The following is a 19,222-nucleotide window of genomic DNA, read 5'->3' as shown; positions in this document are numbered from 1 at the left end:
CCCCGGCCGCCCGTACGGGCCCTGCGCGCCCGGGAGCCCCCGAAGCCCCCGAAGCGTCCGGAGCCGTTCAGCGGCACTCGGCGCACCCGGAGCGCCCGTGGCCCTCGGGCCCCGAGGCACCCCGGGCCCCGGGGACGCACGCTCCGGGCGGCGGTCCCGCCGCACTCTCACCGCACCACGCTCAGCGACAGCGCGAAGCGCCCCTCGCCGTCCGTCCACCACCGCGCCGACTCCAGCCCGGCGGCGGCCAGCTCCTCGTGCACCCGCTCCCTGCGGAACTTCGCCGACACCTCGGTGCGCAGCTCCTCGCCCGCCGCGAAGTCCACGGCGAGCGCGAGCGCGGGCACCTTCACGGTCTGCGCGGTGCGCGAGCGCAGCCGCATCTCGATCCACTCGTTGCCGGCGTCCCAGAGCGCCACATGGTCGAAGGCCTCCGGCTCGAAGTCGGCGCCCAGCTCGCGGTTGAGCACGCTCAGGACGTTCCGGTTGAACGCGGCCGTCACCCCCGCCGCGTCGTCGTACGCCCTGACCAGCACCTCCTCGTCCTTGACCAGGTCCGTGCCGAGCAGCAGCGCGTCGCCGGGGGAGAGCAGGGAACGCACCCCGGCCAGGAACGCCGCCCGTTCGGCGGGCAGCAGATTGCCGATGGTGCCGCCGAGGAACGCCAGCAGCCGCGGCCCCGCGGTGTCGGGCAGGGTCAGGCCGGCGGTGAAGTCGGCGATCAGCGCGTGCACCCGCAGCCCCGGCCGCTCGGCGGCCAGCGCCCGCCCGGCCTGTTCCAGCGCGGCGCCGCTGACGTCGACGGGGACGTAGGTGCGCAGGCCGGTCAGCGCGTCGAGCAGATGACGGGTCTTCTCCGAGGAGCCCGAGCCCAGCTCGATCAGGGTGCGGGCGGGCAGCGCGGCGGCGATCTCGTCGGCGTGGTCGGCGAGGATCTCGCGCTCGGCGCGCGTCGGGTAGTACTCGGGCAGCTCGGTGATCCGCTCGAACAGCTCGCTGCCGTGCGCGTCGTAGAACCACTTCGGCGGCAGCTGCTTGGGACGGGAGGTCAGGCCGTGCAGGACGTCGGCGCGCAGCGCGGCGGCCACGGCGTCCTCGGGCAGGATGCGGGTGACATGGAAGGCACTCACGTACGGGGCTCCTCGAAGGGGACGGATGCCAGGTCCTCGGTGAGGTCCTTGAGCGGGGTGAGCAGGACGTCCGTGCGGTCGGCCGTCAGCAGGGTGCGGTCGGGCACCCGGAGCCAGCGCGGATCGTCGTCGTAGGGTTCGGAGGCCACCACCGTGCGGCGGCCGGGCTCGGCGAGGTACCACAGGGTGTCGCCCCAGGCGGTCGCGGTGATCGTCCCGCCGTCGGTGAGCAGCAGGTTGAGCCGCGAGCCGGGGGCCGCCGCGGCGACCTCCAGCACGGTGTCGGCGAGCGCCTGCCCCGCCCCGTCGCCGGTGCGCAGCCGGGCCAGCACCAGCGCCCAGACGAGCGCCGAGTCGGTGCGGGCCTCCAGCTCCAGCAGGTCCCGCGGCGGAAGGGTGCGGGACACCGCGGCGAGCGAGTCCGGCCAGCCGGCGACGGCGCCGTTGTGGCTGAACAGCCAGCGGTCCGCGGCGAACGGCGCCGCCGCGGCCTCGGCGTCCGCGCCCGGGAGGGTCGCGTCCCGCACCGCGGCCAGCAGCGCCGTGGTGCGCACCACCCGGGCCAGATCGGCGAAGGACGGGTCGGCCCAGATGGGCCCGGCACGGCGGTAGCGGGCCGGCACCGGGTCGCCCTCGGCGTACCAGCCCACCCCGAAGCCGTCGGCGTTGACCGTCCCGTACCGCTGGTGCCGGGGGGCCCACGCCTGCCGGTACAGGCCGTGCGGCGGGTCCACGAGGTACCGGCCGAGCGGCTCCCGCGGCCCCAGGCACGCCAGGTGACGGCACATCAGGAGTCCTCCGAGCGGGCCGTGCGGAACCCGGCGAAGATCTGCCGCCGGATCGGGTAGTCCCAGTTGCGGAACGTGCCCCGGCAGGCCACCGGGTCCACGGCGAACGAACCGCCGCGCAGCACCTTGTACTCCGGCCCGAAGAACACCTCCGAGTACTCCTTGTACGGGAACGCGGTGAAGCCCGGGTAGGGAAGGAAGTCGCTCGCCGTCCACTCCCACACGTCCCCGATCAACTGCCGTACGCCCAGCGGGGACGCCCCGGCCGGATAGCTGCCGGCGGGGGCCGGACGCAGATGCCGCTGGCCGAGGTTGGCGTGGTGGGGCGCGGGGTCGGCGTCGCCCCACGGGTAGCGCATCGAGCGGCCGGTGGCCGGGTCGTGGCGGGCCGCCTTCTCCCACTCGGCCTCGGTGGGCAGCCGGCGCCCGGCCCAGCGGGCGTAGGCGTCGGCCTCGTACCAGCACACGTGCAGCACCGGCTCGTCGGGCGGGACGGCCTCGACGACGCCGAAGCGGCGCCTGAGCCACTGCCCGCCGTCACGCCGCCAGTACAGCGGCGCGGTGATCTCGTGCCGGCGGATGTGGGCCCAGCCGTCCGGGGTCCACCAGCGCGGGTCGCTGTAGCCGCCGTCCTCGATGAACGCGAGATACGCGCCGTTGGTCACCGGGGTGGTGTCGATCCAGAACGGCGGCACCTCGCGCACATGCGCGGGCCGTTCGTTGTCCAGCGCCCATGGTTCGGTGGAGGTGCCCATGGTGAACGGGCCGCCGGGGACGAGGACTTCGGACGGACCGGTGAACGGCGGCGCCGGCTCCGGGTCGGGTGCGGTCAGGGCCTGCGGTCCCCTGCGGAGCTGATGGGTGATCAGCATGGTCTCGTCGTGCTGCTGCTCGTGCTGCGCGATCATGCCGAAGACGAATCCGGCCTCGGTCAGCCGGGTGCCGTGGAAGGAGGCGGACTCCAGCACGTCCAGCACCCGGCTGCGCACCTCGGCCGTGTAGCGGCGGGCCTCGTCGGGGGGCAGCAGCGGCAGCGAGGGACGTTCGGCGCGCGGGTGCTCGAAGGCGTCGTAGAGGCTGTCGATCTCGGGGCGCAGGGCCTCCTGGCCGCCGGCCCTGCGCAGCAGCCACTGCTCCTCCTGGTTGCCGATGTGGGCGAGGTCCCACACCAGCGGGGACATCAGCGGCGAGTGCTGGGCGGTGAGATCGGGGTCCTCCACGCAGGTGGTCAGCAGCGTGGTGCGGTCACGGGCCGCGGTGAGCGAGCGCAGCGCCCGCTCACGCGGCGTCCCGGGGGCGGGAGCGGTGTCGGTCATGTCGCTGTGTCCTTCCGGTACGCGCGACCGTCCGTGGTGCGCAACGGCTCGAGCAGGTCGTCGGCGGGACAGCGGCCCTTGCGGACATAGCGGTCCTGGAACGCGGCGACGGCGTCCGTGACCTCGGTGCCGGCACCGAGCCGGGGCAGGGCCTCCAGGGCGGCCGTGAAGCAGACGACGGCGATCTCGTGCAGTTCGGGATCGGCGAGCCCGATGCGGGCCGCCTCGGCCCACAGCGGGTTGTGCGGCGCGGGCAGGGGCCCGGCGCGTTCGGCGAGCGGCTTGACCGCCCGATAGGCGGTCTCGGTCGCCTGAGGGTCGTCGAACAGGGCCGCGGTGACCGCGAGCGGCACGATCCACCCGTGGTCGCCGGGCTGCGCGTCGATCATGCGCAGTTCCAGGTGGCCCCGCGGTCTGACCGGGGGGAACAGCGTGGTGAGGTGGTAGTCGAGGTCGTCCCTGGTCGGCGGCCTCGGACGGCGCAGCCGGGTCCACTGCCGGAAGGTCAGCCCCTCGGGCACCTCCCAGGGGCCGTCGTCGCGCCGTACGCACATCACCGGTGCGTCCAGGGCGTGCCGGGTCCAGGCGGTGCGCGGATCGCCGTCCAGCGGGGGAGCGCCGGCGCGGGCGGGGCCGATCTGCGTCCACATCCGCTGCCGGGTGGAGAGCCAGCCGGTGGGCCTGCGGGCCAGCAGCGGGGAGTTGGCGAACGCGGCCACCAGCACCGCGCCCAGCTGGTGCGCCAGCCACCAGCGGCGCCCGTGGCCGAGCGGCCCGGGTTCCTCGTGCCCGGCGTCCACGCACACCTGGACGGAGGCCGAGGTGCACATCATGTGCCGGCCGGCCGGGCCGTCGCGGTCCAGGCAGGTCTCCAGGGCGTCGTAGCGACGCTCGCGCAGGAACCTGCGGGGGGTGTGCCAGGGATCGTGGCCGAGGCCGACGAGACGGAGGCCGTTCCCCGCCAGGACGGCGCGGACGGCGTCGAGATCCGCGGAGACGGTGCCGATGCATTCCATCAGGGAGGCGGCGGGCGGCGAGCTCAGCTCCAGCTGTCCGCCGGGTTCGACGGTGAGCGCCGACCTCAGGGGCACGGTCCGCAGTGCGGCGTAGGCCGCTTCGAGGCGTTCGGGTGTCACGGGGAGCCGCGGTGCGTGCAGCTCATGGACGAGCCATTCCAGTTCGACCCCGAGGCGGCGGGGCGGTCCGGTCTTGAAGCAGATGCCGTGGACCAGGGCCTCGGCCTCGGCTTCGGTGATGGCTGCACGGGGGCCCGTGCAGCCGCTTGCCGAATCGGACATGTCGGGTCCTCCTGCGATGTCGGCGCACCACCGTCCCGGGGACGGTGGCCGGGGCGGTGGCACACCGTCCCAGCCAAAACCCTCCGGCCGATCCGCACAAGGGCGCGGTTCGTGACCATCCTGGCGCCGAATCCCGCCGTCCGCGACTCGTCCGCGGCGTCAAGGGGGGTGCGGAAAGGCCCCGGCGGGCGGCTCACCGGGGCCTTTCCGGACCCGGCTCACTCCCAGCCGTAGCGCTCCCTCAGCCGGTGGATGACGAGGTTGAAGCGCATGCGGTCCAGGGCGCACGCCTCGCGGCGCATGCCCTCCTCGTGGAGGCGCAGCACCCGTCCGACGTCCACCCAGGAGTCCCGGCCCGAGCGGTCCCAGGGCCCGTTCCCGATCGGCACCCATTCGCGGTCGCCGTGGCGTGCCTTGCTGGACAGCTGCACGGCGAGGAACGTCCCGGCGGCCTCCCGGGCCACCACCAGGACCGGCCGGTCCTTGCCCCGGCCGTCGTTCTCCTCGAAGGGCACCCAGGTCCAGACGATCTCCCCGGGGTCGGGATCGCCGTCGTGGGCGGGCGAGTACTCGGTGCGGACCCGGCCGACCCGGCGGGGGTCGACCTCGGTGGTGGCGGTGGGGCCGTAACGGCCGGGAATGTTCTCATCGACGAAGGCAGTCACGGGGGAACCCTAGAACGCCCCCCGGGACACGCCGACTTCGGGCATACGGTCGCCGGACTTCGGGCGTGCGGTGCGCGGTCTGCGCACGCCGTGGAGCGGGTGCCGTGCCGGTCAGGTGGCCTCGTCGCGGCGGCGGATCCGCATCCCGGGACGCCGGCGGTGGACGGTGAGGCAGGTCAGGCCCTCCCGGTCTGCGGTGAGGCTGCGTGTGGAGCCGTGCGGCAGCCAGACCGTCGCTCCCGGAGCCAGCTGCCGCGGCTCGTCGTCGCGGCCCGCGCCGAGGACGCCGCCGCCCGCGACGACGAACAGCAGGACGTCCAGGTCCGGTTCGCGGTGCGGGGCGACGCTCGTGCCCGGTGCCAGGCGTACGACATTGGCGTCGAGCTGGCGTCCGGGCTCGTCCAGCTTCCACAGCACACCGGCCGGCAGCGGCGGGGCGTCGGCCAGGGCCCGCGCGTCGCACAGGAGCCGGGGCTCCGGCTCCGCCCCGCCGTCGGGGCCGGTGCCGTGCGCGGAAGGCGATGTCATGACGCACCCTCTTTCGTCCTCGTCCGGGCCGTTCCGGCTCATGATTATTACATGTAGGATTCGTAAAAATAGGTCGGCATCGGTGAAACGCGCAGGGGAAACGAGGTGAGCGGAGGTGACCGTCTCCCGGGAGAGCCCTCGCCGCCGTGAGGTGCCGGACGTGCTGCGCGCCGCCGCCCGGCCGCTGGGCGTCGCGGAGACGGCCGAACGGATCGGGGTCCACCCCGACACCGTCCGCTTCCATCTGGACGCCCTGGCGGCCGAGGGAGCGGTCGTACGGCGGGCCGAGGCGCCCTCGGGACCCGGCCGTCCCCGCGCCGTCCACGCCCCCCGCCCCGGCATGGACCGCGGGGGGACGCGCGGCTACCGGCTCCTGGCGCGGATCCTGCTCGGCAGCCGGCCTCCCAGGGCCCCCGGGCGCGGGAGTCCGCGACGGAGGCGGGCCGCGCCTGGGGCGGCTTCCTGGTCGGCCCGCTGCCGCCCTCGCGGCCGCCGACGGCCGAGCGCTCGGCCGCCCGGCTCCTCGCCCTGCTCGACGCCCTGGGCTTCGCCCCGAGGCCGAGGGCGGCGGCGCCGGGAGGGCGCCGGAACGGATCCGGCTGCGGCACTGTCCCTTCCTCGAACTGGCGGAGGAGTACGGCCAGTTGGTGTGCCCGGTCCATCTGGGGCCGATGCAGGGGGCGTTGGACGGACTGCGCGCTCCGCTGACCGCGACCGGTCTGGAACCGTTCGCCGAACCCGACTCATGCCTGGCCCGCTTGGCCGCCCGCCCGGCCGGGACCGCCGCCGTGTGACCCGGCCGGCCGCGGGCCGCCCGTGCCCCGGCGGACCCGGCGGAAAGACCTCGACAGACCCGACAGACCCGACAGGACCAACGGATCCGGCAGAGAGGCGACGCATCGATGAACACCACGTCGGCCGCCGTGGCGAGCGCGGCCACCTTCGTCTGGCTCGGCATGGTGCTGGCCATCTCCTTCCTGGAGGCCCCGCTGAAGTTCCGCGCCCCCGGCGTGACCATCCCCATCGGACTGGGCATAGGCCGGCTGGTCTTCCGGGCGCTGAACCTGGCGGAGACGGTGCTGGCCGTCGTCCTGGTCGTCGCGGTCGCCACGGGTGCGGCCCCGGCGCCGGTCCTCGGGCTCACCGCGGCCGTGGCCGCGGTGCTCCTCGCCCAGCTGGCCGTCGTCCGCCCCCGGCTGAACCGCAGGTCCGACCGGGTCCTGGCCGGGGAGGAGGAAGGTCCCCGCTCCCGCGGCCATCTGGCGTATGTGGTCCTCGAGGTCGTCAAGGCCGGTGTGCTGATCGCGCTGGGCGTCGTGCTCGCCGCGGCATGACCGGGTGCCCGCCTGCCGCGGCGTGACCGCGCGTCCGCCGGTGCCGGTGCGACCGGCCGTCGGCGGGACGGTCCGGTCGCCGCGGTCCGCGGCCGTCGTCGCCGGGTGCGGGGGCGACGCCGGTCAGGAGGCCGGGGAGTCGGAGAGCGCCGGCTGCTCGGGCCACTTCTCGTGCCAGCGCAGTTCCGCCTCCAGCTGCGCGGCCAGCGAGACCAGCAGCGGCTCGCTGTTGGCCGGGCCGAGCAGCTGGGCGCCGACCGGAAGGCCCCCGGCGACGAAGCCCGCGGGCACGTTGACTCCCGGCCAGCCCAGCACGTTCCACGGCCAGGCGTAGGGACAGGCGGCGATCATCGCACGGTCGGTGGCCCAGCCGCCGAGGTCGAGCATCGCGCCGATCCGCGGCGGGGGAGTGGCCGTCGTGGGCGCGAGGACCACGTCGTAGGAGCCGAGGAAACGGCCGATGCGCCGGTGCAGGACCGCCTCGGCCCGCCGGGCCGCCCGCAGCGGGAAACCGGCGAGCAGCCGGCCCAGCCGGGCGGTGGCGCGGGTGCGCGGGTCGAGCAGCGCCGGGTCCGGGACCTCACGGACCAGCTCGGCCACCCCGGCGGCGGCGCGGGGCACGAAGCCCAGCCCGATCTGCCCGTACGGCGGGTCGGCCTCCTCCACCTCGTGCCCCAGCGCGTCCAGTCTTCGGGCGAGTTCCACGACCCGGTCGCGCACCTCGGGGTCCAGGCGCGCGGGCAGGGCGGTGAACGGCGGCTTGAGCGAGAGCGCGATCCGCAGCCGGCCGGGATCGCGGCCCACGGCGGCGGCGACGTCCACGGCGGGCGGCTGGTGGGGGTCGTCCGGGTGGTTGCCGCTCGCCGCGTCCAGCAGCAGGGCGGCGTCGCCGACCGTACGGGCCAGGGTGCCGTTGACCGTGATGCCGTTGAAGGACTCGGCGCGCGGCCAGGTCGAGATCCGGCCGCGCTGGGGTTTGATGCCGACCAGATGGGTCCAGGCGGCCGGGATCCGCACCGAGCCGGCGCCGTCCGAACCGAGCGCGGCCGGGACCAGTCCGGCGGCGACCGCCGTCGCCGACCCGCCGGAGGAGCCGCCGGGAGTGCGGTCGGGGGCCCAGGGGTTGCGGGTGGTGCCGAAGGCCGGCCCCTCGGTGAAGGGCCACTGACCGAGCTCGCAGGTGTTGGTCTTGCCCACGATCACCGCTCCGGCCGCGCGCAGCCGCCGTACCGCCTCGCCGTCCTCGGCCGCCGCCGGGAAGTCCCCGCGGCAGCCGAACGCGGTCGGCTCGCCCGCCACGTCCATGTCGTCCTTCACGGCCACCGGCACCCCGAGCAGCGGCAGCCGGACCCCGGCGGCCAGCTTCCGGTCCGCGGCGTCGGCCTCGGCGAGCGCGGCGGAGGCACGGACGATGCGGAAGGCGTTCAGGGAGGGCTGCGTGGCCTCGATCCGGGCCAGGGCCTGTTCGACCAGCGCCCGGGAGGACACTTCTCCGGCGGCCAGGGCGCGGGCGGTCTCGGCCAGGCCCGCGGCACGGTCGAGCGTCATGCGGACACCTCCGGAACGCGTTGTCTACCGAACGGTAACGTCCAGAGGGGGCGGGGAACAGCCCCCGTGGGAAACGGGAGGGGGAAGTCGGCGGGAGCCGGCGGGGAGCCGGTGGGGCGGCGGCTCCGTCGGTGCCCGGCGTCCGGCGCAGGCGTCCGGCCCGGTGTCCGGTGTCTGCAGGGGGACGTTCGTTCAGCCCGTGGTGAGCGGCAGGCGGGCCGCGAGGAGGGCGATGTCGTCGCCGCTGACCGTGCACGCCTCCTGCAGGAGTTCGTCGCAGAACGTGCTCAGGGGGGCACGGGCCAGCCCGGCCGCGCGCCGGCGCAGACGCTCGAGCCCCTGGTCCAGGTCCTCGGCCGGCTGCTCGACCAGGCCGTCGGTGTAGAGCAGAACGGTGCTGCCGGGCTCCAGGGGCTCGGTGGCGCTGGCGCGCAGCAGCCCGTGGGGCTTGAGCCCGCCGAGCAGGAGGTCCTGGGCGTCCTCCAGGAACCGGGCCCGGCCGTCGGCGGTGACCAGCAGCGGCGGCGGGTGCCCGGCGACGCTGTAGCTGAGCTGCCGGCCGCCGCCCGCGGTCTCCTCGATCCTGGCGTAGACGCAGGTGACCGTCCCCTCCTCGGGGCCCAGCAGGCTGGTGGCCCGGTCGAGCCGGCGCAGGACGTCCCCCGGGGGCATCCGCCGGTCGACGATGATGCCGCGCAGCATGTTGCGCATCTTGCTCATGGTCACGGACGCCTGCAGATCGTGCCCGGAGACGTCACCGATGATCAGTGCGGTGGCGCCGTCGGGGGTCACGAAGGAGTCGTACCAGTCGCCGCCGACCTCGTTCGCGGCGGCACTGGACGCGTAGCGGGCCACGATGTCCAGCCCGGGCACCTCGGGAGGGGCGCCCAGAAGGCTCTCCTGCAGGGCGAGGGCGACACGCCGGGTGCGCCGCAGCTCCAGCAGCCGGCCGAAGGCGGGCGCGGTCCGGTCGAGAACCTCCTCGACCAGCGAGATCTCCTCCGCACTGAAGGGCTCGCGGTCCGCCGCGTACAGGGCGACGACCGCCCGGATCTCGCCGAGCACCACCACCGGCAGCAGGGCGACCTCCCGTATCCCGCCGGCCCGCGCCCACGCGGCCGCACCCGGCGGGATGTCGGCCTCGGCGAAACCGTCGGGACCCGCGCGCCGAAGGGCGGTGCGTCCGCGCCGTACCACCTCGTCGAACAGGCTGCCCGGCGGAGTGCCCCGCAGCTCCCCGCCGGACGGGAAGGACGGCAGAGGGGGAGCGGTCACCGTGGCCACGTGCCGGGTCATCAGCGGGCCGGCCGCCTGGGGGCGGACCCCCTCGGGCAGCAGATAGATGCCGCACGCGTCCGCCGGTTCGGGCACCAGGACACGCCCCACCGCCTCCAGCGCCGGCTCGGGCCGGTGCGGCCCGGACACCGCGATCGACGCCTGGCCGAGCAGGTCCTGGCGCCGCTCGCGCAGCCATTGGTCCTCGATGTCGGCGCAGGCCCCCACCCACTCGGTGACGTCGCCGTGCTCACGGATCGGCACCACCCGCAGCGAGCAGTGCCGGTAGGTGCCGTCCCGGCGCCGTATCCGGTAACGGTGCTCGAAGGAATCCGGCTCCGTGCGCACCACCCGGCGCCAGGCCTTGGCCAGGCCGGCACGGTCCCGGGGGTGGGCGCTGTCCAGCCAGCCCCATCCGAGCAGCTTCTCCTCGGGCATGCCGGTGACCCGGTGCCAGCCGGAGCTGAGCTGGAGCACGCGCCCGTCGCGGTCGGCCACCCACACCATCTGGACGCTGACCGCGACCAGGCTCTGGTAGCGCAGCAGGGTGCGCCGCCGCTGTTCCGCCTGCTCACGGGCGACCTCCTTGGCGGTCACCTCGCCGGTGACGTCCACGACCACCACCAGCACCCCGTGCTCCCCGGAGCCCTCCGGATCGCCGCGCGAGGTCTGCCGGGCCGAGCAGGACAGGCTGATGCTGAACCAACGGTCACGGACCACCCCGTGCTCGTCCCGCAGGGTCATCGGGCTCTCCGGGCCGATGACGACCGGCGCGCCCGTCTCGTAGACGACGTCCAGCAGGTCGAGGATCTGCTGCTGCTTCAGGTCGGTGAACAGCTGCCGGATGGGGACGCCGTACTGACGCGTGCCGAAGAGGTGCCGGTAGGTGTCGTTGGTATAGACCAGGATGTGCTCGGGTCCGCGGAGGAGGGCCACACCCACCGGCGCGGGGTTGAAGACCGTCAGGTCGGGAACGGTGATCGGTCCGTCGCTGTTCGGTTCGCCGCTGTTCGGAACGTCGCTCATGGCAGCAGCCCTCTCACCTGCTTCGCCCGGTTCGGGTACCCGCTTCGGGCGCGACCGCGTCCGGGCCCGGACGCGCGGCGCGTGTCCCTGCCGCCCCGGCGGTCTGCTCCTTACCGTCCCAGCAGTCTGCGCAACCAGTCCAGTCGAGCCGTGCGGGCGGCCCGGGCCAGGGCCGTCTCGGGGGCGAGGGCGTCGAAGCCGTGGAAGGCGCCGGGCCACACATGGAGCTCGGCGACGCCGCCGGCCCGCCAGATGCCCGAGGCGTAGGCGACGACCTCGTCGCGGAAGGTCTCCGCGGAGCCGACGTCGAGGAAGGCCGGGGGCAGGCCGGAGAGGTCCGTGGCGCGGGCGGGGGCGGCGTACGGCGGCACGCCGGGCCCGCCGCGCCGGTCGCCGAGCAGCGCCGTCCACGCGGTCTCGTTCGCCGTGCGGTCCCAGACGCCGACGCCCGTCATCTGATGGGCGGACGGGGTGTCGTTGCGGTCGTCGAGCATGGGGCTCATCAGCATCTGGCCGAGCGGCCGCGGGCCGCCGCGGTCCCGCAGCAGCAGGGTCAGCGCCGCGGCCAGGCCGCCGCCCGCGCTGGTGCCGACGACGACGATGCGCTCCGGGTCGCCGCCGAGCTCCCCGGCGTGCTCCGCCGTCCACAGCAGGCCCGTGCGTACGTCCTCGACCGGCGCGGGATGCGGATGCTCGGGCGCCAGCCGGTACTCCACCGACACCACGACCGCGTCCAGCTCCCGCGCCCAGGGCAGCACCGTGTCCACGCCGAGCCGGTTGTTCCCGACGACCATGCCCCCGCCGTGCGTGTAGTACAGGACGGGCCGTGCCCCGCCGCCCGGCGGCGCGGTGGGCCGGCACACCAGCAGGGACACGTCGGGCGCGCCCCCGGACCCCGGCGCCGTACGGTCCTCCACCGCGAAGGCGCCGCCCAGGGTCAGGTCCGGCCCGGCCGCCGGGCCGAGGAGGGCGAGGGCCTGCCGGGCGGCCGGGATGTCCTGCGGGGCCAGACCCGGCCGCATGCCCTCCGCGGCGTCCAGGGCGGCGGCGAGCTCGGGGTCGAACGGGGGCGGGGGTTGTGTCATGGGCATCTCCTCGTACGGGGAAGCGGCCGCCGGTGCGGCCGTTCACCGTCTACCCGCCCCGGACACGGCGGTGCCCCGGCCACGAGCGCGCTCACCCCCAGTGGCGCAAGGGCGGCCGGGCGGCCGAGCAGGACCCGGGCGCGCCGCCGTGCGGGCCGGAGGGGCGGCGCACCGGGCCCGGCGCCGGCACCGTGCGGTGGCGCGGACGCGGCGGGGGCCGGAGCCTTTCGGCTCCGGCCCCCGTGCTCCGGTTCTCCGGGCGGGACTCAGGCGGCCGTCGCGGCGCCGATCTGGCCCTGCAGCCGGGTCACGACCTCGGTGAGCTGCGCGGCGACCTCGGCGTCGTCGACCGGGTGGGTCTCGGCGAAGCGGGTGACGGAGTGGGGGATGGACAGCTTGATGTCCTCGACCACCTTGCCGCCGGCGATGCCCGCGGCCTTGCGGGCCTCGTCCTGCGCCCACACGCCGCCGTACTGGCCGAAGGCGGTGCCGATGACGGCGACGGGCTTGCCGGCGAGGGCACCGGCGCCGTAGGGGCGGGACAGCCAGTCGATGGCGTTCTTCAGGACGGCCGGGATGGTGCCGTTGTACTCGGGCGAGAAGAGCAGGAAGGCGTCGGCGGTCCCGGCGGCCTCGCGCAGCTTGGCGGCGGCGGCCGGGACGCTGCCCTCGACGTCGATGTCCTCGTTGTAGAAGGGGATGTCGCCCAGGCCCTCGTAGAGCACGATCTCGGCGCCCGCCGGGGCGAGCTTCACCGCGGCCTCGGCGAGCTGACGGTTGTGCGAACCGGCGCGGAGGCTGCCGACGAGCGCGAGAATGCGAACAGACATGTGGGGGCTCCATTGGGGAGGTAGTGCCGTGCTTAAGCGGACCGGGGTCCGATTAAATTTTCTAGCAGCATAACCGGACCGCGGTCCAGTTTTCTTCCCCGTGCTTTACGCTGTCTTCATGTCCCGCTCCCTGCAGCGCTGCACCGAGCCCGAACAGCCCCAGGACCCCGCGGTGACGCCGGTGTTGCTCGACATCGGCACCGGTGAGGACGAACCCGCCCTGCGGGCCGACGCGGCACGCAACCGCGCCCGGCTGCTGGACGCCGCCGCGCGGCTGGTGGCGGAGCACGGCGCGGCCGGCGTCACGATGGAGGCGGTGGCCGCCGCCGCCAAGGTGGGCAAGGGCACGGTCTTCCGCCGCTTCGGCGACCGCACCGGCCTGCTGAACGCGCTGCTGGACCACTCCGAGAAGAAGTTCCAGGCGGCCTTCCTCAACGGCGAGCCCCCGATGGGCCCCGGCGCACCGCCCGTGGAGCGGCTGCGGGCGTTCGGCTGCGCCGCACTGCGCCGCGCCGCCGACGACCTGGAACTGCAGCTGGCGGCCGAACCCTGCCCGGAGCGCCGCTATCTCGTGCCGGCCCGCCGGGTCCGTCACGCCCATGTCGTGATGCTGCTGCGGCAGGCGGTCCCGGACGCGGACAGCGAGCTCCTCGCCCAGACGCTGATGGGATACCTCGAGCCCGCCCTCATCCACCACCTGACCCAGCAGTGCCAAATGCCGATGGAACGGCTGCAGGCCGGCTGGTGCGACCTGGTCGACCGCGTCACCCGCACCGCATCGGGCGTCACCCGCACCGCATCGGGCGTCACCCGCACCGCATCGGGCGTCACCCGCACCGCATCGGGCGTCACCCGCACCGCATCGGGCGTCACCCGCACCGCATCGGGGAAGTGACTTCACCCGCACACCGTTTCGGCTTCAACTTCTGTGTGTTTTCCGGCAGTTGACCCGCCCGAAGCGTCGTTCGCGGCTTCTGCCAAGATGCGGTACGTCATGGTGCAGATCCCGAAACCCGCCGCGCCCCCGTCGCCCGCACCGCGCTCGGTGCCCACGAGCGCCGACGTGGCCCGACTGGCCGGCGTCTCGCGCGCGACCGTCTCCTACGTCCTGAACAACACCAGGGCCGTACGCATCAGCGAGCCCACCCGCCGCCGCGTCCACGAGGCCGCCAGAGAACTCGGATACGTGCCGCACGCGGCGGCCCGCAGCCTGCGCGCGGGGCACAGCCGCATGGTCCTGATACCCGCCCCGTCCGTCCCGGCCGGCCGGCTCTACGGCCGGTTCCTGAACGAACTCCAGTGGGCGCTCGGCCGCCTCGACTACACCGTCGTGCAGCACGGCACCATCGGCCTGCCCGGTGACGAGGCCGCCCGGGCCTGGGCGGAACTGCGGCCGGTCGCCGTCCTGGTGCCCGGCACGGGGCTCGGCCCCGAGGGCGTCGCGGTGCTCAAGCGCTCCGGCGCCCGGGCCGTGGTCACCGTCGGCCCGGAGGCCGTGGAGGGCGCCCACGCCCTGCTCATGGACCACACGAGCGTGGGCCACCGGGCCGGCGTCCACCTGTACGAGCGGGGCCGGCGGCGCATCGGTGTGGTCGTGCCCGAGGAAAGCGGCCTGGACATCTTCTCCCGCCCGCGCCTGGAGGGCGTACGACGGGCCCTGGAGGGCACCGACGGCAGCGTCACCGAACTGCCCCTCGGCTACGACGAGGACTCCGCGGCCCGCCTCGCCGCCCGCTGGCGCGGCCTCGGCCTGGACGCGGTGTTCGCCTACGACGACGAGTACGCGATGCTGCTGATGCGCGCCCTGCAGGACGCGGGCATCCGCATCCCCGAGGAGACGGCCGTGATCGGCGCCGACGACCTCATGCTCGGCCGGCTGCTGCGGCCCCGGCTGAGCACCGTCCACATCGACCTGCCCTCGGGCCGCGACCTCGCCGAACTGGTCGACCGCGCCGTCCGGAACCCCGGCGCCCCGCTCGAGAGACACCCGGCGCTGGGCGCGCGGGTGGTGCACCGCGAGTCCACCTGAGACGGCCCGGGGAGCGGCCCGTGGGACGGCCTCACCGCTCCTGCCGGCCGCCCTGCGCCTGCTGCTCGGCGATCGCCCTGCGGACCTCGTCCATGTCCAGCCTGCGGGCCTGCCCGATCAGGTCCGCGAGCGCGGCCTCGGGCAGGGCGCCCGGCTGCGCGTACACCGCGACCTGATCACGGACGATCATCAGCGTCGGAATGGACTGGATCCCGAAGGCCGCCGCCAGTTCCGGCTGCGCCTCGGTGTCCACCTTGCCGAACACCAGGTCCGGATTCTCCTCGGCCGCCTTCTCGTAGACCGGGGCGAACTGCCGGCACGGCCCGCACCAGGAGGCCCAGAAGTCGATGAGAACGAAGTCGTTCTCGGCGACCGTCCGGTCGAAGTTCTCCTTGGTGAGCTCCACGGTGCTGCTCATGTCGCGTTCTCTCTTCCTGTGGGCTTCCGGTGGGTTTCCGGCGGTCTCGCGGTGGGCTTTTGGGGTCTCGGTGGGTTTCCGGTGGGGTTCCGACGGGGGCTTTCCGCGGGGATCCCGGCTCCCCGGCGGGGATCCGGTGGGTCCGCGGAGGTTCTCCGGAGGTCCTCCGCAGGTTCTCCGGGGGACCTGACGCCGTGCGAAGCCACCCGCACAACACGGCCGACCCCACGGGTATTCCGGGTGCTTACCCGTGTGGCCGACCCGCACACCAGCCACCAGACTGACTTCATGACGGAAACGGAAACCATCGCGTACGACGTCGTGGTGCTCGGCGCCGGACCCGTGGGCGAGAACGTGGCCGACCGCACCCGCGCGGCCGGGCTGTCCACCGCGATCGTGGAGAGCGAGCTGGTCGGCGGCGAGTGCTCGTACTGGGCGTGCATGCCCAGCAAGGCCCTGCTGCGCCCGGTCCTCGCCCGGGCCGACGCCCGCCGCCTGCCCGGTCTGAGCCAGGCGGTGCGGGGCCCCCTGGACGCCGCCGCGGTCCTCGCCCGCCGGGACGAGTACACCTCCCACTGGCACGACGACGGGCAGGTGCGCTGGGTGGAGAGCATCGGCGCCGACCTGTACCGCGGGCACGGCCGGCTGGCGGGAAAGCGCACGGTCACGGTCACCGGCGCCGACGGGGAGGTCAGGACGCTGACCGCACGGCACGCCGTCGCCGTCTGCACCGGGACCCGCGCCCGCCTGCCCGACCTGCCCGGCCTCGCCGAGGCCGGGCCGTGGACCAGCCGCGAGGCCACCAGCGCCAAGGAGGTGCCGCGGCGGCTGATCGTGGTCGGCGGCGGTGTCGTCGCCACCGAGATGGCCACCGTCTTCCAGGCCCTCGGCTCCCAGGTCACCGTCCTGGTCCGCGGCGAGGGGCTGCTGGCCCGCATGGAGCCCTTCGTCGGCGAACTGGTCGCCGAGGCCCTCACCGAAGCGGGCGTCGACATCCGGACCGGCACCTCGGTGGAGTCGGTGACCCGGGAGAACGGCACCGTGATCGCCGCGACCGGCACCGGGGACCGCTTCGAGGCCGACGAGATCCTCTTCGCCACCGGACGCGCCCCGCGCACCGACGACATCGGCCTGGAGACCGTGGGCCTGGAACCCGGCTCCTGGCTCTCCGTGGACGACACCCTGCGGGTCGAGGGCACCACCTGGCTGTACGCGTGCGGCGACGTCAACCACCGCGCCCTGCTCACCCACCAGGGCAAGTACCAGGCCCGGATCGCGGGCAACGCCATCAGCGCCCGCGCGGCGGGCGTCCCCCTGCTGGAGACGGACCCCTGGGGCGCGCACTCCGCCACCGCCGACCACCGCGCCGTCCCCCAGGTCGTCTTCACCGACCCGGAGGCCGCCGCGGTGGGCCTCTCCCTCGCCGAGGCCGAACGGGCCGGCCACCGCGTCCGTGCCGTCGACGTCGACCTCTCCTCGGTCGCCGGCGCGTCCCTGTACGGCGACGGCTACCGCGGCCGGGCCCGCATGGTGGTCGACCTCGACGAGGAGATCCTGCGCGGCGTCACCTTCGTCGGCCCCGGCGTCGGCGAACTGCTCCACTCGGCGTCCATCGCCGTCGCCGGGGAGGTTCCCGTCGAACGGCTGTGGCACGCGGTGCCCTCGTACCCGACGATCAGCGAGGTGTGGCTGCGGCTGCTGGAGGCGTACCGGGGCTGACGCCCCGCCGCCGGCGCACCGCGCGCCGTCGGGTCGTCACGCGGACTCGACGGGAAGCCACAGCTCGCAGGTCGCGGTGCTGAAGTCGTCGGCCCGCTCGAGGACCGCGACGATCGAGGGCCCCGGCCGCAGCCGCCACGGGTTGGAGGGGAACCACTCGGTCGCGGTGGCCGCCCAGACGGTCTGCAGGGCCTGCGGGTGCGGACCGCTGGAGCGGAACACCGCCCACATGCCCGCCGGCGCCTCGATGACGTCGAGCCCGTCCGGGACCGGCGTGTCCCGGCCGATGGCGACCCCGTGCAGATAGGTCAGCTCGGTGCCCTCCCGCCCGTCGGGGTCGACGCCGTCGCTGACCTGGAGCAGGCCGGCCGGCTCGGTGTCGCCGAGGGCCTTCAGACGCTGGTGCTCCTCCTGCGGGATGGAGGCGATGTGCTGCTGGATGTGCGGGTTGACTCCGTGATGAATGAGCGGGACCCGGGCGGAGTGTCCGACCAGGCGGAACGCGGGGCGGTCGACGAGACGGGTGTCCATGGGACTGCTCCCTTCGACGGTCAGGCGGAACCTGAGCTGCGGTTGTGTACGCAAGGGGCCTCCGTCGCGGCGCACCTGGGCGGGACCGGCGCCGTGAACCGCCCGGAACGCACGTCCGAACGCCTCCCGCGAGCCGTACCCGTGCCGGACGGCGATCTCCAGCAGGTCCTCCTCGCCCCGGACGACGTCACCGGCGGCGACGGTCATGCGCCGCCGCCGCACGTACTCCGACAGCGGCATGCCGGCCAGCGACGAGAACATCCGGCGCAGGTGGTACTCGGTGGTCCCGAGTCCCGCGGCCAGTTCTTCGAGGTCGAGCTCCTCGGTGAGGCGTTCCTCGACGAGATCGACGAGCCGGTTGAGCGCCGAGATCATGAGGCCTCCTTTCGCCCTCAACTCTGGCAGCGGACCCCCTGGCCGGGCCCGACCGCTGCGAACCGATCCGATCATGCGTGGCCGCGCCCGGGCCCAGGGCTTCCCATCGCGCGCGTACGGCCTCGGAAACGTTCGCGGAACGGCGTCGTCCGGCGGCTCCACCACCTCGCTGTCGGGGCCACCCCTGACGAAGGGCGTGCAGGTGACAGAGGTCCGCCCGGCCATGCTGTGCGTGCCGGGCGGGCGCCCGGTACGTGCCTCCGGAACCCGCACCCGGTACCGGCCCTCGTAGTGGGAGATCGTCCGGCCCGGCCCGACGGGCGACGCGTACCGGCACTTCCTCAGCAGCTTCCCCCACCCCTGGCACTCGGCGCAGGCGACGAGCCGTACCTGCCCGGGCAGCGGCGTGAAGGGGCCTCTTGGCCGATCCGCCGCCCCGGCCGTCGTTGCTCCGGCCCTCTCGGCAGCCGGCATCCCATGCGCTGTGCGCGCCGGCTACGTCTCCGCGCCGGCCTCGTCGATGTCCCGGTGCAGATGGGCCATCAGGTCGCCCATCTCACCGACCTGGCCGGACGCGGACGTCGCCTGCCGGGCGATGTTCCGCAGCCAGTCCGTCGCCGCCAGGGCGAGCCGCGCCGCGTCCTGCGGGTGCCGCTCGAAGAGGAGCTCCTCGACGCGGTAGGAGACGGCACTGAGCGTCTCCGCGTCGGTGTCCGGCGGCAGAACGCCCTCCAGCTCGGCGGGAGGCGGATTCTGGGCACGCAACGAGCACAGCGCCTCGACGACGTCCGCGTCCTCGCTGTACCGGTCGAGGGTGCTCGTGAGCGCGACCAGCCGTGCGGTCAGACGCGGAAGGCCGGGGTGGCGGTCCAGCCAGCGCAGCAGCCCGGACTCACCGCCGAGGTGCTCGACGACCGCGTGCAGCCGCTCCTTGCCCCTGTACGTCAAGGACCAGTTCAGGGGAAGGATCTCGGCGACCTCCTCCGCGAGGCGCTGCTCCCCTGCGGCGTCCAGCGTGCCGTCGGTGAAGCGGAGGACCTTCGCCTCCTCCAGGCCGAACGCGTCGGGTGCGACGCGGTGCCGCGCGGGGCGTGACGCGCCCGCCCGCCGGTTCAGGAGGTGACCGGCGAGCTTGCTGAGCGGCTTGTCGTGCATGGATCCTCCCGGCGGACCGCTGCGGTGACGTTCTCCCGGCCGATGAGTCCCCTGCCGCGGGGCAGGCGCTGACGGTGTTCCGCGCTCGTCGACGGCTGTACTCCAACTGTGCCGGGCCGTGTGCGCGGGTGCGCGCCCGGTGACCCAGTCGGGCGACGGCCCCGCCGGCCGC

The 19,222-nt window shown here is 74.6% G+C and carries 17 protein-coding genes; 4 read left to right on the top strand and 13 right to left on the bottom strand.

The window, feature by feature from the left end:
* Positions 1 to 167: 167 nt before the first annotated feature.
* The 6 genes from egtD to CCN35_RS01030 all read right to left on the bottom strand — a co-directional run bounded on the left by egtD (position 168) and on the right by CCN35_RS01030 (position 5,725).
* Entirely contained in the window at positions 168 to 1,130 is a 963-nt protein-coding gene (egtD, locus tag CCN35_RS01055) for an L-histidine N(alpha)-methyltransferase (protein ID WP_067388585.1), read from the bottom strand.
* A complete protein-coding gene (egtC, locus tag CCN35_RS01050) occupies positions 1,127 to 1,918 on the bottom strand; it encodes an ergothioneine biosynthesis protein EgtC (RefSeq protein ID WP_067388587.1) in 792 nt (263 codons plus the stop codon). Before egtC ends, egtD begins: the two co-directional genes overlap by 4 nt.
* Positions 1,918 to 3,234 carry an ergothioneine biosynthesis protein EgtB gene (gene egtB, locus CCN35_RS01045; protein ID WP_086791215.1) on the bottom strand — a complete coding sequence of 439 codons (1,317 nt, stop codon included), beginning with the start codon at positions 3,232 to 3,234 and terminating at the stop codon, positions 1,918 to 1,920. The genes egtC and egtB overlap by 1 nt, the downstream gene beginning before the upstream one ends.
* Positions 3,231 to 4,532 carry an ergothioneine biosynthesis glutamate--cysteine ligase EgtA gene (gene egtA / locus CCN35_RS01040; RefSeq protein ID WP_086791213.1) on the bottom strand — a complete coding sequence of 434 codons (1,302 nt, stop codon included), beginning with the start codon at positions 4,530 to 4,532 and terminating at the stop codon, positions 3,231 to 3,233. Before egtA ends, egtB begins: the two co-directional genes overlap by 4 nt.
* Before the next feature lie 218 nt (positions 4,533 to 4,750).
* Positions 4,751 to 5,197: a type II toxin-antitoxin system PemK/MazF family toxin gene (locus CCN35_RS01035; protein WP_086791211.1), complete on the bottom strand. Its 447-nt coding sequence runs from the start codon at positions 5,195 to 5,197 to the stop codon at positions 4,751 to 4,753.
* 111 nt (positions 5,198 to 5,308) lie between these two features.
* A complete protein-coding gene (locus tag CCN35_RS01030; RefSeq protein WP_067388595.1) occupies positions 5,309 to 5,725 on the bottom strand; it encodes a hypothetical protein in 417 nt (138 codons plus the stop codon).
* A 902-nt stretch (positions 5,726 to 6,627) separates the two neighbouring features.
* Between CCN35_RS01030 and CCN35_RS01020 the strand changes: the two genes are divergently transcribed.
* Positions 6,628 to 7,059, top strand: coding sequence for a hypothetical protein (locus tag CCN35_RS01020; protein WP_067388597.1), 432 nt, complete (start codon positions 6,628 to 6,630; stop codon positions 7,057 to 7,059).
* Positions 7,060 to 7,182: 123 nt separating this feature from the next.
* On the opposite strand, the gene CCN35_RS01015 is transcribed toward CCN35_RS01020, so the two are convergent.
* The 4 genes from CCN35_RS01015 to CCN35_RS01000 form a co-directional block, all read right to left on the bottom strand.
* Positions 7,183 to 8,607, bottom strand: coding sequence for an amidase (locus CCN35_RS01015; RefSeq protein ID WP_067388599.1), 1,425 nt, complete (start codon positions 8,605 to 8,607; stop codon positions 7,183 to 7,185).
* Positions 8,608 to 8,799: 192 nt separating this feature from the next.
* On the bottom strand, positions 8,800 to 10,908 hold the full coding sequence (locus CCN35_RS01010) for a SpoIIE family protein phosphatase (RefSeq protein ID WP_067388601.1): 2,109 nt from the start codon (positions 10,906 to 10,908) through the stop codon (positions 8,800 to 8,802).
* A 110-nt stretch (positions 10,909 to 11,018) separates the two neighbouring features.
* Entirely contained in the window at positions 11,019 to 11,993 is a 975-nt protein-coding gene (locus CCN35_RS01005; protein WP_067388603.1) for an alpha/beta hydrolase, read from the bottom strand.
* Positions 11,994 to 12,259: 266 nt separating this feature from the next.
* Entirely contained in the window at positions 12,260 to 12,823 is a 564-nt protein-coding gene (locus CCN35_RS01000; RefSeq protein WP_067388605.1) for an NAD(P)H-dependent oxidoreductase, read from the bottom strand.
* 118 nt (positions 12,824 to 12,941) lie between these two features.
* Between CCN35_RS01000 and CCN35_RS00995 the strand changes: the two genes are divergently transcribed.
* Both CCN35_RS00995 and CCN35_RS00990 read left to right on the top strand, forming a co-directional pair.
* Positions 12,942 to 13,718 carry a TetR/AcrR family transcriptional regulator gene (locus CCN35_RS00995; RefSeq protein WP_086791209.1) on the top strand — a complete coding sequence of 259 codons (777 nt, stop codon included), beginning with the start codon at positions 12,942 to 12,944 and terminating at the stop codon, positions 13,716 to 13,718.
* Positions 13,719 to 13,817: 99 nt separating this feature from the next.
* On the top strand, positions 13,818 to 14,852 hold the full coding sequence (locus CCN35_RS00990) for a LacI family DNA-binding transcriptional regulator (protein WP_067388837.1): 1,035 nt from the start codon (positions 13,818 to 13,820) through the stop codon (positions 14,850 to 14,852).
* A gap of 31 nt (positions 14,853 to 14,883) precedes the next feature.
* Here the strand turns inward: CCN35_RS00990 and trxA are convergent, their stop codons facing one another.
* On the bottom strand, positions 14,884 to 15,537 hold the full coding sequence (gene trxA, locus CCN35_RS29905; RefSeq protein ID WP_268877182.1) for a thioredoxin: 654 nt from the start codon (positions 15,535 to 15,537) through the stop codon (positions 14,884 to 14,886).
* Between the two features lie 21 nt (positions 15,538 to 15,558).
* On the opposite strand from trxA, the gene CCN35_RS00980 reads away from it, so the two are divergent.
* The gene (locus CCN35_RS00980) at positions 15,559 to 16,989 is read left to right on the top strand and encodes a dihydrolipoyl dehydrogenase family protein (RefSeq protein WP_067388839.1); all 1,431 of its coding nucleotides are present in this window, start codon (positions 15,559 to 15,561) and stop codon (positions 16,987 to 16,989) included.
* Between the two features lie 36 nt (positions 16,990 to 17,025).
* Here CCN35_RS00980 and CCN35_RS00975 read toward each other — a convergent pair whose 3' ends face one another.
* The gene (locus tag CCN35_RS00975; RefSeq protein WP_067388609.1) at positions 17,026 to 17,895 is read right to left on the bottom strand and encodes an AraC family transcriptional regulator; all 870 of its coding nucleotides are present in this window, start codon (positions 17,893 to 17,895) and stop codon (positions 17,026 to 17,028) included.
* Between the two features lie 495 nt (positions 17,896 to 18,390).
* On the bottom strand, positions 18,391 to 19,050 hold the full coding sequence (locus CCN35_RS00970) for a hypothetical protein (RefSeq protein ID WP_067388611.1): 660 nt from the start codon (positions 19,048 to 19,050) through the stop codon (positions 18,391 to 18,393).
* Positions 19,051 to 19,222: the final 172 nt, after the last annotated feature.

Origin of the sequence: Streptomyces thermovulgaris, assembly GCF_002155915.1 — a bacterium.
Classification (GTDB): domain Bacteria; phylum Actinomycetota; class Actinomycetes; order Streptomycetales; family Streptomycetaceae; genus Streptomyces; species Streptomyces thermovulgaris.
Note: the sequence above shows the minus strand (reverse complement) of the source record. Positions and strands in the feature narration are given on the sequence as shown.

Excerpts from the sequence above, each read along its gene's own strand:
- CCN35_RS01010 (WP_067388601.1), bottom strand. The coding sequence starts at position 10,908 with ATGAGCGACGTTCCGAACAGCGGCGAACCGAACAGCGACGGACCGATC.
- egtC (WP_067388587.1), bottom strand. The coding sequence starts at position 1,918 with ATGTGCCGTCACCTGGCGTGCCTGGGGCCGCGGGAGCCGCTCGGCCGG.
- CCN35_RS00975 (WP_067388609.1), bottom strand. The coding sequence starts at position 17,895 with ATGATCTCGGCGCTCAACCGGCTCGTCGATCTCGTCGAGGAACGCCTC.
- CCN35_RS01000 (WP_067388605.1), bottom strand. The coding sequence starts at position 12,823 with ATGTCTGTTCGCATTCTCGCGCTCGTCGGCAGCCTCCGCGCCGGTTCG.
- CCN35_RS00990 (WP_067388837.1), top strand. The coding sequence starts at position 13,818 with ATGGTGCAGATCCCGAAACCCGCCGCGCCCCCGTCGCCCGCACCGCGC.
- CCN35_RS00980 (WP_067388839.1), top strand. The coding sequence starts at position 15,559 with ATGACGGAAACGGAAACCATCGCGTACGACGTCGTGGTGCTCGGCGCC.
- egtA (WP_086791213.1), bottom strand. The coding sequence starts at position 4,532 with ATGTCCGATTCGGCAAGCGGCTGCACGGGCCCCCGTGCAGCCATCACC.
- CCN35_RS00995 (WP_086791209.1), top strand. The coding sequence starts at position 12,942 with ATGTCCCGCTCCCTGCAGCGCTGCACCGAGCCCGAACAGCCCCAGGAC.
- egtB (WP_086791215.1), bottom strand. The coding sequence starts at position 3,234 with ATGACCGACACCGCTCCCGCCCCCGGGACGCCGCGTGAGCGGGCGCTG.
- CCN35_RS00970 (WP_067388611.1), bottom strand. The coding sequence starts at position 19,050 with ATGCACGACAAGCCGCTCAGCAAGCTCGCCGGTCACCTCCTGAACCGG.
- CCN35_RS01005 (WP_067388603.1), bottom strand. The coding sequence starts at position 11,993 with ATGACACAACCCCCGCCCCCGTTCGACCCCGAGCTCGCCGCCGCCCTG.
- CCN35_RS01030 (WP_067388595.1), bottom strand. The coding sequence starts at position 5,725 with ATGACATCGCCTTCCGCGCACGGCACCGGCCCCGACGGCGGGGCGGAG.
- CCN35_RS01020 (WP_067388597.1), top strand. The coding sequence starts at position 6,628 with ATGAACACCACGTCGGCCGCCGTGGCGAGCGCGGCCACCTTCGTCTGG.
- CCN35_RS01015 (WP_067388599.1), bottom strand. The coding sequence starts at position 8,607 with ATGACGCTCGACCGTGCCGCGGGCCTGGCCGAGACCGCCCGCGCCCTG.